The sequence below is a fragment of the Acidimicrobiia bacterium genome (assembly GCA_041676705.1).
In the GTDB taxonomy this organism is placed as follows: domain Bacteria; phylum Actinomycetota; class Acidimicrobiia; order Acidimicrobiales; family SKKL01; genus Actinomarinicola.
The window spans coordinates 359,850-373,214 of record JBAYRL010000003.1; the positions used below are offsets into that span (position 1 = coordinate 359,850).

Consider the following 13,365-nt stretch of genomic DNA (forward strand, 5'->3'; position numbering starts at 1 on the left):
CCACTGGTGCCCTTAATGATCGCATGTGGCGTGACTTACGCGATCTCGGAACATAGACCGATATGCGGCACGCAACGGATCACCAGCGCTCGACCAGTGCAAACCCCTAAACCGCTAAGGGGACTGGTTAGTTGCCTCGGGGTATATTCGCACGGCGATAGATGGGTGCTGCCGCTAGCCAACTACCAAGAACCAGGATCGGAAGGGCCATCATGAGCAGCCCGCCACCGATGTTGGCTCCGCTGGTACCTGCAGTAATAACTCTTCCCCCAGCACCCACGGCAACACCAGTAGCTAGAGCATGAATAAGCAGGAGCCATCGACCTTTAGCAGACCATCGTGCACTAAGCCTTCGGTTCAACGGGCGCAACACCCACCAAAGCGTCCCAGTGCCTACCAAAGCAACGACGTATTCAAGCCACCTTGGCAGCGACGAAACTTGGAAGAGGTAGTCGTTGTAGTCCCACCCGTTCTCGGTGGAAATTGGTGTCTCACGTAGCTGACCAATAAGGAACCAGGTAACGAGAGTTACGAGCAACACGACAGAGGCGGTTTGTGCCACCACAACAGCCCCAGCCGTCGAATTTCGGCTTCTCACTTCACCCCCCAATTCTTCACCGTTCTTGTTATGAGTTTTACGCGCTATGCGGAGAAAACTCATAACAAGATCCGAGACGAAGCACGAACTGCCCCACTATTCGATCTGGCACGTTCAATACGATCTGGCACGTTCAGACTTCGGCCCGCAGACCTGGCCAGCCAAGCCCGTCAAGCCAGCCAGCTAGGCTTTGCGATCGGCAGTCGGCGCACCTCGGCTTCTTCGACGGGCCGGCTAGGCGCGTTCCCAGCGAGACCTTTCGGGCACGGGAAGCGCAAAACGTTTAGCCAGCCAGGTGGTGCACTGTTCGAACCAGGTTGCCACCCGGGGTTCGATTTCGCCTTGGCCACTAGCGGTGGCTTGGGTGGCGAGCGACAAACCGTGGCGGCCTTCTTCAAAGAGATGCACTTCATTGGGCACACCGAGATCGGCCAGGCGTTGGGCCATAATCAGGCTTTGTTGTGGTGGGACCACCATGTCAGCACCGGTAGCCCAGATGAACGACGGTGGGAAGCTTCCATCGGCCAAGGGGGCAGGGCTGGCGGCTTTAAGTTCATCGTCACTAGGTGTGGTGCTACCGAAAAACGCCACAAGCACCGAGCTGTAGAGAGCAATTTCAAACTCACTTCGCGTTGATAACCGCTCGACCAAATCGGTGAAGTCACTGATGGCATAACCAAGGATAAGGGCCGCTGGACGCAGCGGCTCACCAATAACATCAGTCACGAGCGGTTTGTCCCAATAGGCGCCGTACATGGCGGCGTTATGCCCGCCAGCCGAAAAGCCAGCCACCGCAATGCGCTCGGTGTCGACCCCCCATTCTTCGGCCCGATCGTTGATTTCACGCATAGCCAAAGCCACATCGATGAGCGGTCGGGGGTGAGGGGAATGGGCGCGGGGCTCGAGATTGGTCATTTGGTCGCTTAGCCCATAAACCGAATAGCGCAACACAAAAGCGTGGTAACCGGCTGTGGCGAAAGCCATGGCCACCGGCTCAGCTTCACGATCGGAACAGAAGATATAGCCACCACCAGGCAGGATGAGCACCGCCGGTCGACGAGCTCCACCCAACATTTCGGCCGAATCTTCCAGCACGTAGGTGGTGAGGGTGACCTGGTCGTTGTCGTCCTGCAGTCTTATTTGTTCAATCTTCACCAGCATCCCCTTAGCTTTTCTAAGACAATCTACTGGCTGAACCCTAGAGTTGACCGACCGATCACTGGCTGGGCGCAGTCACTGTTCTCACCAGAGCCTCGCCTTTCAAGGAGAGGCCGAGCGGTCGCCGTCGAAATCAGGTTTTCGAACCCTACTGGTGTAGCGATCGGACCATGGTTATTTCAAACCCAGATCGCCTTGCAGCATCATTATGCCGCTAACACTGCTAAAATGCATGTATGGCTTCCATTACTATCCGGAACGTCCCCGACCAGACCCACCAAGAACTATCAGCGAGAGCAGCGTTAAACGGACAGTCGCTACAGGAATACTTGCGACACCGACTTATCGAACTTGCTAGTCGCCCCACCGCACAGGTCGTTATGGCCCGAATCAATAGCCGCAAGAAAGCCACCGGCAGCCAGCTCGATGACAAGGCAATCCTGGCTCATGTCTCCGAGGGTCGCCGTTGAACCTAGTGGTCGACGCATCGGCGGTGCTATCAGCGCTGGTTGATAGCGGCCCCACCGGGCAATGGACCGAAGCGCTCCTCACCGAAGCAGCGCTGTTTGCGCCGGTATTAATCCAAGTAGAGGTGGCCAACGTGCTACGCCGGGCCAGCCATTCCAATGAGATCAGCAACGAGGTGGCCTCGCTCGCCTACCACGACCTACTTGATCTTCAAATTGAGCTTTTTCCATACGAACCATTCGCAGAACGAATCTGGGCTCTTGGCGCTAACCTCACTCCATACGACGCTTGGTACGTAGCGGTAGCGGAATCGATTGAAGCACCCTTGATGACCCTCGACAGCCGCCTGGCTCAGGCACCCGGGCCAAACTGTGCTTTTTATCTGCCGGGTGATTCCGCCTAGGCCGTCTCCCGGTGAACTAAGCACACAGAAACAAACCTTCGTCTTTATTTCATCGAGGCCACGCATCGGCTAAACGCTCAATGTAAACGGTGGCCACCCGACGCCATAGGGAAGGGCCCTAAGGAAGGTTTGCCCTCGCGCGTTATATGCGTTGGCCGAAGTTCCGACAGCGCCACGTTGGCTAACATGGGTTAGGTAATGGCGATACTTGCTCTTGATGTTGATGGCGTTCTGCTCGACCCCAATCGTGGCGGTGCTGGTCACTGGTCCATCGAGCTCAACACACAATTTGGAATTGACCGTAATCAGATTCGTGAAACCTTCTTTGAGCCAAAATGGAAGCAAATCGTCACTGGTCAAGCGTCCGTCGAGGATGAACTTCAGGCGTCGTTGAAACTCTTGGGAACTACAGCCGATGTTGAATCTGTACTGACTTGTTGGTTCGAGGCCGATTACATACCTTTCGAGGCAACATTTCAGCTCGCTTGCCAAGCTGTTTCTGCAGGACACCAAGTGGTGCTAGTCACAAACCAAGAACACCGACGGGCTCACTATCTCTACCAACGAATCAACGAGAGCATTCCTGTTGGCCAGATTTTCTACTCGGCTGACATTGGCTTCGAAAAAAGCGACCGGCAATTCTTTGAAGTTGTAACAGCAAAATTAGGGCTATCACCGGACCAGCGGTCATCGGTAGTTTTTGTTGACGACACCTATGAGAACATTGAGGTGGCCCGATCGTTTGGTTGGAGATCTGTGCATGCCACCGCTAGCGAGTCGTGGCACCCCGAGGTTAAAAAGCTACTGGCGCTTCGCTAGCAACCTCGTCCTCAAATCCTGATCATGAGCAGCTGGGGCCAGTGGGCCAGATCGCTATGAAGTTGTTGGTCATGGCTCACCACAACCACAGCTGCATCACCAGCGCGAAGACCGACACAAAGCCGCAACTGCTTCTTTAGGTTCCTATCGTGGACGGTAAGCACCTCGTTGAGATTCAGCACACCCCAAATGGAGCAGTACCACCAAACAATTCGACTGAAGGAATAACAAACTCATGACCATTACCGCCAACCTTGGTTTTCCCCGTATTGGAGCTGCCCGCGAGCTGAAATGGGCCCAAGAAGCAGCTTGGCGTAGCGGCACCTACGATGAGCTACGCGCCACGGCCGCGGAGTTACGGGCCCGCCATTGGAAGCTTCAAACCGAGCGAGGTTTAAGTCGGGTTCCGGTGGGTGATTTTTCTCTTTACGACCAGATGCTCGATGCCACTTTGGCGGTTGGTGCGGTGCCGGAGCGTTTCGGCGGTGCTGCTTTTGATCCCGAGGCCGACGATGCTGGGTTGGCACGCTATTTCGTGATGGCCCGGGGTGGGGCGCTTGATGGGGAAGAGCGGGCCCCCCTTGAGATGACGAAATGGTTCGACACCAACTACCACCAGCTGGTTCCCGAACTAGCCCCGAACCAGGTCTTTGAAGCCCGCCCGGCCCGACTTTTGGCGCACCTACAAGAAGCCCAAGCCCAAGGGGTAGCCGCCAGAGTAGTGCTGGTTGGCCCCATTACTTTCTTGGCTCGTTCCAAACGGACCGATGGCGGCAACACCTTCGAGTTGATCGACCAGTTGCTACCCGCCTACGTGGAACTGGTGGGTGCGTTGCGCCAGGCCGGTGCCACCGCTTTCCAGTTTGATGAACCGCTTTTGGTCACCGATGTACTCGATGAAGCCTTAGCCGCCTATGCCCCGGCCTACCAGGCTCTACGCCAAGCCGCTGGTGATGCTGAGGTTACTCTGGCCACCTATTTCGGCGCGCTCGGGTCGTCGGTCGAAACAGCCGTTGGGCTCCCCATTGATTTCTTGCACCTCGATTTAGTACGAGGCACCGACCAGCTTGACCAGGTCTTGGCGGCCCGGCCCGACTCTTTGGGGCTGTCGCTTGGGGTTGTGGATGGTCGAAACTTGTGGCGCTCCGATCTTGACCAAAAAATCGAGGTAGTTAGCCAGGTCGTAGAACAAATCGGCTCCGACAAAGTTCAGATCGCGCCTTCTTGTTCACTCTTACATCTGCCGGTTGACCTTTCCGCAGAAACGAATCTTGACCCCGAGTTTCGTTCTTGGTTGGCCTTTGCCACCGAACGGCTGGATGAAATCCGCATTATCGGTGAGGTGGTTGGCGGTCGTGGCGACGGTGTAGATGCCGAATTAGCCGAGAACCGTGCTGCGGCAGCGTCGCGTCGGGCTTCCGAGCGAGCCCATCGCCAAGAAGTCACCGATCGGGTGGCCGCGATCACCCCAGCCATGTCGAGACGCGCTTCTGCTTATGTTGAACGCCGGGTGGTTCAAGCCAAGCGTTTGCCGTTGCCAGCTTTGCCCACCACCACCATTGGTTCTTTCCCCCAAACCCGCCAGATTCGTGAACTGCGCCAAAAATTCCGCAAAGGTGAAATCGACCGGGCCACCTACCAAGCCGGTTTGAAAGAAGCCACCGAGGCCTGCATTCGAGAACAAGAAGAGCTTGGTCTCGACGTTTTGGTGCACGGCGAATTTGAACGCACCGACATGGTGGAATACTTCGGTGACCAGCTGGAAGGGTTCTTCACTACTGCTAATGGCTGGGTGCAAAGCTACGGTTCGCGGTGTGTGAAACCGCCGGTACTTTACGGTGATATTGTGCGGCCGGCACCCATGACGGTGGAGTGGAGCACCTACGCCGCCAGCCTGACCGATCGCCCTATGAAGGGCATGCTGACCGGTCCGACCACCATCTTGTGCTGGTCATTTGTACGCGACGATCAGCCTTGGTCCACCACTGCGAAACAGTTGGCGCTGGCGTTGCGTGATGAGGTTGATGATCTGATTAAGGCCGGTATTCCTGTCGTGCAGATCGACGAGCCAGCGCTACGCGAAGGCTTGCCCCTGCGCAAAGCCGACCGGGCGGAATATCTGGCTTGGGCGACCGAAGCCTTCCGACTGGTGGCTGGGGTGGCACCTGATGACGTTCAGGTTCACACCCACATGTGCTACGCCGAATTTGGTGAGATCTTAGGCGCCATTATTGCGTTGGATGCCGATGTTATTTCGATGGAAGCCTCTCGCTCCCACATGGAGTTATTGGACGATTTTGTGGTGCACCACTATCCCAACGAAATTGGCCCCGGTATTTGGGATATTCACTCGCCGCGGGTACCGGGTGATGATGAATACGACGATCTCTTGGCTCGTGCCATTGAAACGCTGGGCACCGAACGGCTTTGGGTGAACCCCGACTGCGGACTGAAAACTCGCGCCTGGCCCGAAACCCGAGCCTCACTCACAGGTTTGGTGGCCGCTGCTAAACGAGCCCGCACCAAACTCGTCGTTGATTGATAACTCACCGTTACTCACGGCGTGCAACAGCTTTCCACCGCATTGCTCGGTTGATTGTTGACACAATAGGCGTACACTCTTTTTTATGGCTACAACAAATCCCGGGTCAGTGGAGCGCAAAGATGCACGCTTAGCAGTGCGCCTGACCCCAAATCAGCGTGCCCTAATCGATGAAGCGGCGACGGCCAGTGGCCAATCATTAACCGAGTTTGTTACCACCGCGGCGTTGGTGCGAGCTGAGGAGGCCCTGGCTGATCGTCGACTTTTTCATATAGATGACGCTGCTTGGAAAGAGTTCAACGCCATCCTTGATCGCCCTGCGATGCACCGGCGTGAGCTTGCCAACCTTCTTAAGGAAGCTGCGCCCTGGGACTGAAACCACAACGTCCGCGTCCGATTAACGCTGCCGACATCACCGCTGGTTTCGACTGTGGTGAGGAATCTCTAAACCGCTACCTAGTCGATAAGGCTTTGGCCAACCACACGCGAGACCTAAGCCGCTGTTATGTCTGCCTGGACGGCGGAACGGACAAGCTCCTCGGTTATTACACTCTGTCTGCTGTGGCTATTGCCCACCGCGACTTATCGGGACGGTTACGTAGGAATTCTCCTGACCCGGTGCCGGCCGTTCTTATGGGCCGACTGGCGGTTGATCGGGCAGCACAAGGGTATGGGTTAGGACGATTTCTAGTTCGCGACGCCATTTTGTCGACTCTGGCCGCCGCCGATCGGATCGGTGTGCGGATCCTTTTGGTTCATGCCCTGCACGCAGAGGCAACCACGTTTTACCAAAGCCTCGGCTTTGCGAAGTCGCCTACCGACCCTCTTCACCTCTATTTGTTGCTAGCGGATGCCCGAAAATCTCTGGGTGAAGAACCCTCGGCCTAGCTACAAGCCTCACGTAGCCCACAAATATTTTGAACGCAAGACAAACAAAACGGCGGATTAGGGGCTAATTACATCCAATTGCGAGTTGACCCAGCTCCTTTTGGTGAGCTGCACCGCCGCAATGTTGATCGGTTTTCGCCTTCCCACCGGCTGGAACCGCGACCGTAGTCAAGCCGCTGACACATCATACGGTCAGTTTCGCTACTGCATCGTTGCTAGGCGGTATGCGACAAACCAATGCACCCTATTCAACGTCGATTCAAGGAACGGCATATCCAGAAACCCGTACCGACAATCGGCCCACACTTGGGTCATTATCGAACACAAACACGAGATGCTCTTTGTCCCCCGGGGCCAGAAAATCAACAACTTGTTCACCCACCGAAACCTCTCCAGCTAGCTCAAGTTTGGCTTCAACTGTGACCTCTGCCGCGGTCGAGCTGCCAACGTTCGTTACTTCCACCTCTACATGGTGACTAGCGCCAACTTGGCGGATTTCACCGGTGAGAACTGCTACGGGCTCGGCAGGAGAATGTTGGTCACCCATCTGGGCGATCAGCATCCCAATGACTACCAGTAAGATAAGGCAAGCGCCAGCAAAAGTCGTCCATTCAGCTGCACTGCGACCTTGTTCATGATCGTTGTTCATATCGCTAAACGTCCCGCGGCGCCTCCCACAGCGGCGGGAAAACCAAGAACAATCACTCGATTGAATAAATCACTGACAGGGCTCATGTCGCGTTGGAAAAACCAGAGCAAGAACGCTGAAATCACCAACGCAACCAGGTAGGAGGCCACTGTTTCACTTAGCGGGCTTTGGAATATGCCCTCCTGAGCGTGCCGACTCTCCTGACGGGAAAATCCAGCAGCGAACACGATTGCATAGGAAGAAATCAATGAAGCGGCCACCGCCAGCAATAACCAGCCGCCGCCCATCCGACTGGCAATCATGGGAACTTCGTCGGTGGGGGCGATGCTAAGCGCAATGAACACAGAGCCTATGGTGGCCGCGCCCAGGTCAGCTAGCGTCGCATTCAATCGCCCTTCATCTTCGCTCGTCTCAGTTGGGCTCGTCGACTCGCCTCTGGCGGTGCCACTCATCTTGAGGTAATCCTTATTGTCAACCTGGTCATCTTGCTTTTGTGTTGCGCCATCAAGAAAATGCCGGGCAACACCGATACCTAGACAAAATGGCGCTGCTTCATACAAAACCTTGCCTAGCGCCGGCCCAGTTGCGATATCTGGGCCAATCTGAATTTCCCGCAATAAGATCAACACGATCGCTGTGATTACAAGACCAATGGCCACGGCCTCCACCGTGTCAGCCGCCGCTTCCCAGAACCTCGGGTCAGGCTTCGAGCGGAAACCTTCGGTCAAATTAAGAGCGAACACTGGTATCGCCAGGAATGCGAGTACAACCGCTGTTTGCTCTGGTCGGGTGTGGCTACCGATCCACCAAACCTCCATGGTGTAGAGCAATGGCACACCAAAGAGCATCCCGCCCGAAGCTGCCCTAACCAAGTCGTTCAACTCAGCTCGCCACGGACTCGCTTGTGGTTTCGCACTGGTTTTAATCCGGGTGGCCGATCCGGCAATAGCTGTCATAACTGGCCCTACCCTGATTAAATCCGTGCTAGTTCAACCAAACCTCGGAGCGTAAGGCGCCTACCAAATACGTCATCATTTTGTAGCTCGTGCACCTCGTGCCAGCCCCTCCAAACGTTGGATGAGATGAACCCCGGCAACGAGTCACCGGGCGGAAGCTGGGGCTCGGCAGTGGCCGCGCTGAGTTTGTCACCAGTGACGGACTGCAATTATCGCGGATTCACTGACTGAACCAATCCACGGCAGATTCCACCAAGGCACACTTGGAGCGGCACTATGCTAAAGCCCGTGTATGGAGATGCTGCTCGCTTCTATGACCTGATCCACGAGGCCCGAGGCCGCGCCCCGCAAACAGAAGCGGAGCTCGTGATCGGCGAGGTTCTGCGTCACAAGCCAACAGCTGCCACATTGCTCGATGTCGGATGCGGCACTGGCGCACACCTGCCATACCTCGCGTCCAGCTTCGACGTCGTCGGCGTCGACCTGAGCCGCCCAATGCTGGATATCGCAGCTGAGCGTGCACCCAACGTCCAACTCGTCGAAGGTGATTTCCGATCTTTCCAACTCGACCGTACCTTTGACGTCGTAGTCTCGCTGTTCAGCGGCATCGGATACCTGACGGGACAGGAAGATCTCGACGCTGCTGTGGCCAACATGACGGGACACCTCAACCTGGGTGGCGTGCTGCTCATCGAGGGGTGGGTCGAACCTGACTACTGGATCGGGTCGACCGTCAACGCCGAGTCGGGTCGTCAGGGTGATCTCGCAGTGGCTCGCGCGGTGCGCTCCTCAAGGTCTGGCATGCACTGCGCGATCGAGATGCAGTACGTCGCCGCGACTCCACAGGGCATCACGACTGTCGAGGAGCGGCACACGATGCGCCTCTCAGATCCAGATGAGTTCGCTCGCAGCTTCGCGGCGGCAGGTCTGGACTTCGAGCGCATGCCGCACATGCTCCATCCGGGACGCTCGGTGTACGTCGGAACCAAGACATAGCCACCCTGACACGCAAGACCGTCTAGGTCTCGTTCAAGAGCGGTCAGTACACCGAAACGAATCTAGGTCGTCGTGGCCTCTCGACCATACATCGACCGACGGTGTCCGCCACACACCGTAATGAAGGGGTTGACACTACCGATACAAAACCGTCACGTTCATATTCGTCACCCGCAATGAACTGACCTTTATAAGGTGTCGAGAATCAACGCTCGAACATTGACTGGGACCAAACCAAACTTTGGGTGCGGGTTAGGCCGATGGACTATCCCGTGCAGGTATTGGTAACAACGCCTCTCCACCGCCCATCCCAAAACGTTTAATGGAATGACGATAGTCAATTAGCACACGGCAAATTTCCTCGGTTGATACGTTCCCAACACGCAGCCATACGAATTTAGGTGGGGGTCCATGCAAGAAATCGAGATAGGTTCTGGTCGAACAACAGCTTCACGCTGTAGCTAGGCGGCGTTCACGTAGCGCCGCAAACTGAAAGGCAGCTCGCACATGCGTATCGGTGAGTTCAGGAAAGTCAGCAATAATTTCCTCAGAGCTCATACCAGCAGCAAGATACTCGAGCACATCGTAAACCGATATTCGAGTACCCACGAAGCATGGCTTACCACTCCGAACACCCGGACGGGTCTCAATCAGCTTCGTCAACTCCATGCCTATGAGCATACCGTTCACGTCCTGCCGCCGTGTGATCACGTCTTTCCGAACGGCAATAGAAGGGGCTCGAGCGACAGGTCAGTCATCGTAATTAGGTGAATACAGGGGGAATCACCGTTCAGCTCGAAGTGGCCGTGCTCACGAACGATCAAAGCGATCAGCACATTGGTATCAGCCGGGAACGTTTTAGTCACTCGTCCGCAAGGTTTCGTACGTCTTCGGCGGTGATCGTTCGGCCAACCGAGACTACCGGTAAGCCTCGCACACCTTTCTGGGTGGGCTGCTGTTGTTTGTGTAGCCCAGAGCGAATGAGCTCAGTAATCACCTCGCTCATCGTCTTGCCGGAATCAGGCGCGGTAAGGGCCGCGTTCAACCCACCGGTTTAGGCATGATCGTGGCAGAAGCAGTTTGGCTTCCATGGGCCAGGAACTCACCGGTTTCTGCCCACGCTTTTACCCCACCGTGAACATAACCTCCGGCGATAAACCAAGGGTCAAACTCGAATAGCACCCACTCGGTGTCGACCAGGTGAGCAAATCGCATGGAGTTATCGAGACTGTTGCCGCCACCATGTTCGCCCACCACCCGCAACACGCTAGGCGGGACGATATCGGCCAGAAACGATAACTCCGCAGCCCCAATAGCTTCGCCTTGTCGCATACGCGCCCACATGTACATACGAAGCGGGTCAACTTCCACTTCTCGAACTTCGGCCGTATAGGTCCAGTCTTCCACTTGGGGGTCACGAGCAAGAGGTGATCCCCACGGCACACCAGATTCTGGTCCCGGCACTTTGGGCATAGCCGGAACTTGGGTATTGGGGACCTTGCCGTCCACGTGGATACCAGTAGAACCTACCCCGGCTAGTATCTCCCGGTCGCCTACCCGGGCGGTGAAACGCACCTGAGAGGTTCGACGCCCGTTAGCGAGCACTTCTAGCTCACAATCTATTTGCTCGCCGAGCGCCGCGCTGCCCACAAACTGCACCGTGGCCCACAGCGGGGTGCGACCGGTTTGGGCTTCCATGGTAGCCAGCATCGCCGCCAGCCCGGTACCTCCGTAGAGCCGGGCATCGGGCCGACATAGCCGACCAGCTAGCTTGAAAGACCACTCGGTTTCGGAAACCCGGTTAAGACCCAACCACTCGGCGCTATTACTGTCCATGGAATAGAAAACCTAGCATCAGCTTAAGCATGAGACCTTGAGCTAACGGCACGTCTACTAAGGGTCGGAGGTGGGGAGAACGGAAACGTACCCCTAAATCATTAGTGACAGGCTTAGGCCGGGTTTAACCAGGCGGTATAGACCTCGGCCAAACGAACCAAACCAGCAATATCAATGTGTTCGGTGGCTAGGTGAGCATCGTCAATGCTGCCCGGACCAAACACCACCAGCTCGTTCACAAAACCCACATATCGCAGCGCATTGGTGCCATAAGGTGCCACCGTCGGACTGTTCCCGGTAACCGAAGCCAACAGCTGAATAAACGGCGAATCAGCTGATTGGTAGAAAGCGTCCGAACCGTACCGACCGTCTTGTTCCGGCGACCGCATCGGCTCGCAGGTTACCGGCAAGGGGCACGCCTCTTCGGCGATTTTCACCAAGCGCTCGTACACCTCGTTGGCATCTTCACCAGGTACCACCCGCTGGCCAACCCGCACCGTGCAAGAAGCTGGAATAACGTTGCCTCCGGTTCCCCCTTCAATCACCGTTACCGACACGGTACTGTTGCCAAGCTCAGTATTGGGGGTGAGGGCCTGCAGCCGCTCGTGTTCCGCTTGGAAGGCCAGAATTACTGGTGCCGCCGCCACGATGGCGTTCTTACCCAAGTGCGGCAGCGCCGAATGTGCCGACGCACCATGCACGGTGACCGTCACGCCTACCCCACCTTTGTGGCCATGAATCGGCGCTAACTTGGTGGGCTCAGCCACCATCATCTGGTCGATTTCTAGATTTCTACCCTCCGCCCATTCCCGAAAACGGGCAGCCCCTGGCAATCCACCGGCTTCTTCACTGATTGATCCCACCACCAACAGGGTCGGTTCCGGGCGCACCCCAGCCACCTGCCAACCCTCCAACAAGGCCAGCATCACCCCCATCGACGCTTTGGTGTCGAGCGCTCCCCGGCCCCACACGGCACCGTTCTCAATCCGACCATCAAAAGGTGGGTCGGTCATGTGCTCCACCGTCACGGTGTCGGTGTGAACATCTAACACCACCAACCGATCGGTACGACCAGGGAAAAACCCGTAGACGTTGGGACGTCCTTCTAACGCCTCATCTAGCACAACCTCGGTGGCACCTAGGGCTTCAAAACGCTTGGCCAAATGGTTGGCAAGCGCCGCTTCTCCAATCGGTCCCGCGGCTTCCGCCCGGGGACCCGGCTGAAGCGGGTTAACACTTGGGATGCGAACAATCTCTGCGACCGATTCGGCCAGTTTGTCGGCGGTAGTGCCCATGCGCGAGTGTCGCGCGCTTTGCCAGGCCCCTCAACCGATTTACCCGATACCCAACACCCCAGCTCACAAAACACAAACAGCAGGCCCGAAGGCCTGCTGCGAGTAAGTGGCGGGGGCAACTCGGAAAACGGCGCCAAACCAGTCTTCTAGTCCTGAAAGCCCGGGTCAGAGTAGGTGCACAACCTGTCTGCCCACCCGCGTGCACAACCCTGGAAGATTCCGGCCGGATAGGCAATGCGACAAAGGTCTCGGAGCTTTTCACGCCAACGAGTGTGCCGGGCAAACCAACCTCAACACACCCTATCTTTCTCCAGGTTCAAGTGGAGTTTCGACCGTCTGTGATGGCATCAGATGGAGGTCGAAGCGGCTTTGAATGCCGGGCCTCGCTGTGGGGTCATACGGCTGGGTGCGGCATCCGGTTGCCGCCGGGAGTACGGCTCAGAAACCCGGATCCTGGAATACCTGTCACCCGATAGACATGTCAGCTTTCCATCCAGCAGCGAATAGATCGGCGTGGGTGAAAGTCGGGCCACCTCGAGACGCCACTCGTATCTCGTAGAAGGATCGGTCCGGCACGTCAGGCACTGAATAGTGAAACAGGCATGTCGCGAAGGAATAGGTTCTCCCGCTGATCTGGGACTGTCCGATGGTGTGTGTAAACGGTGGTGGCTTGATGGTCCGCGGCTGAGTGCTGCGGGCTTGAAAGGATCACTGCTGTGGCTATGAATAAAGATCGTGTCGAGGACCCTGTGGAGGG

Annotated in this window: 16 protein-coding genes; 7 read left to right on the forward strand and 9 right to left on the reverse strand. The window is 56.5% G+C overall.

Annotated elements, in window-relative coordinates; all coding sequences use genetic code 11:
* Positions 1–127 precede the first annotated feature (127 nt).
* Together WC184_07660 and WC184_07665 are read right to left on the reverse strand one after the other, a co-directional pair.
* Positions 128–661, reverse strand: coding sequence for a hypothetical protein (locus WC184_07660; GenBank protein ID MFA7477759.1), 534 nt, complete (start codon positions 659–661; stop codon positions 128–130).
* A gap of 171 nt (positions 662–832) precedes the next feature.
* Positions 833–1,759, reverse strand: coding sequence for an alpha/beta hydrolase (locus tag WC184_07665; GenBank protein MFA7477760.1), 927 nt, complete (start codon positions 1,757–1,759; stop codon positions 833–835).
* A gap of 233 nt (positions 1,760–1,992) precedes the next feature.
* On the opposite strand from WC184_07665, the gene WC184_07670 reads away from it, so the two are divergent.
* The 6 genes from WC184_07670 (at position 1,993) to WC184_07695 (ending at position 6,876) form a co-directional block, all read left to right on the forward strand.
* Entirely contained in the window at positions 1,993–2,226 is a 234-nt protein-coding gene (locus tag WC184_07670) for a hypothetical protein (protein ID MFA7477761.1), read from the forward strand.
* Between the two features lie 5 nt (positions 2,227–2,231).
* On the forward strand, positions 2,232–2,627 hold the full coding sequence (locus tag WC184_07675; GenBank protein MFA7477762.1) for a type II toxin-antitoxin system VapC family toxin: 396 nt from the start codon (positions 2,232–2,234) through the stop codon (positions 2,625–2,627).
* 198 nt (positions 2,628–2,825) lie between these two features.
* Entirely contained in the window at positions 2,826–3,446 is a 621-nt protein-coding gene (locus tag WC184_07680) for an HAD family hydrolase (GenBank protein ID MFA7477763.1), read from the forward strand.
* A 235-nt stretch (positions 3,447–3,681) separates the two neighbouring features.
* Positions 3,682–5,988, forward strand: a complete 2,307-nt coding sequence (gene metE / locus WC184_07685; GenBank protein MFA7477764.1) for a 5-methyltetrahydropteroyltriglutamate--homocysteine S-methyltransferase — start codon at positions 3,682–3,684, stop codon at positions 5,986–5,988.
* Positions 5,989–6,073: 85 nt separating this feature from the next.
* Complete coding sequence (locus WC184_07690; GenBank protein MFA7477765.1) at positions 6,074–6,364, forward strand: DUF1778 domain-containing protein; 291 nt, start codon at positions 6,074–6,076, stop codon at positions 6,362–6,364.
* A gap of 95 nt (positions 6,365–6,459) precedes the next feature.
* Positions 6,460–6,876, forward strand: a complete 417-nt coding sequence (locus tag WC184_07695) for a GNAT family N-acetyltransferase (protein ID MFA7477766.1) — start codon at positions 6,460–6,462, stop codon at positions 6,874–6,876.
* 259 nt (positions 6,877–7,135) lie between these two features.
* Here the strand turns inward: WC184_07695 and WC184_07700 are convergent, their stop codons facing one another.
* Together WC184_07700 and WC184_07705 are read right to left on the reverse strand one after the other, a co-directional pair.
* Positions 7,136–7,525, reverse strand: a complete 390-nt coding sequence (locus WC184_07700) for a TIGR02588 family protein (GenBank protein ID MFA7477767.1) — start codon at positions 7,523–7,525, stop codon at positions 7,136–7,138.
* Positions 7,522–8,481, reverse strand: a complete 960-nt coding sequence (locus tag WC184_07705; protein ID MFA7477768.1) for a TIGR02587 family membrane protein — start codon at positions 8,479–8,481, stop codon at positions 7,522–7,524. The genes WC184_07700 and WC184_07705 overlap by 4 nt, the downstream gene beginning before the upstream one ends.
* Positions 8,482–8,769: 288 nt before the next feature.
* Here WC184_07705 and WC184_07710 point away from each other — a divergent pair, with 288 nt between their 5' ends.
* Positions 8,770–9,477 (forward strand): class I SAM-dependent methyltransferase, encoded by a 708-nt coding sequence (locus tag WC184_07710; protein ID MFA7477769.1) that lies wholly within the window; start codon positions 8,770–8,772, stop codon positions 9,475–9,477.
* Between the two features lie 450 nt (positions 9,478–9,927).
* On the opposite strand, the gene WC184_07715 is transcribed toward WC184_07710, so the two are convergent.
* The 5 genes from WC184_07715 to WC184_07735 all read right to left on the reverse strand — a co-directional run bounded on the left by WC184_07715 (position 9,928) and on the right by WC184_07735 (position 12,608).
* Positions 9,928–10,146, reverse strand: a complete 219-nt coding sequence (locus WC184_07715; protein MFA7477770.1) for a DUF433 domain-containing protein — start codon at positions 10,144–10,146, stop codon at positions 9,928–9,930.
* 38 nt (positions 10,147–10,184) lie between these two features.
* The gene (locus tag WC184_07720; protein MFA7477771.1) at positions 10,185–10,343 is read right to left on the reverse strand and encodes a hypothetical protein; all 159 of its coding nucleotides are present in this window, start codon (positions 10,341–10,343) and stop codon (positions 10,185–10,187) included.
* A complete protein-coding gene (locus WC184_07725; GenBank protein ID MFA7477772.1) occupies positions 10,340–10,522 on the reverse strand; it encodes an antitoxin in 183 nt (60 codons plus the stop codon). Before WC184_07725 ends, WC184_07720 begins: the two co-directional genes overlap by 4 nt.
* Complete coding sequence (locus WC184_07730; GenBank protein MFA7477773.1) at positions 10,519–11,313, reverse strand: thioesterase family protein; 795 nt, start codon at positions 11,311–11,313, stop codon at positions 10,519–10,521. The genes WC184_07725 and WC184_07730 overlap by 4 nt, the downstream gene beginning before the upstream one ends.
* 113 nt (positions 11,314–11,426) lie before the next feature.
* Complete coding sequence (locus WC184_07735; GenBank protein MFA7477774.1) at positions 11,427–12,608, reverse strand: M20/M25/M40 family metallo-hydrolase; 1,182 nt, start codon at positions 12,606–12,608, stop codon at positions 11,427–11,429.
* Positions 12,609–13,365 lie beyond the last annotated feature (757 nt).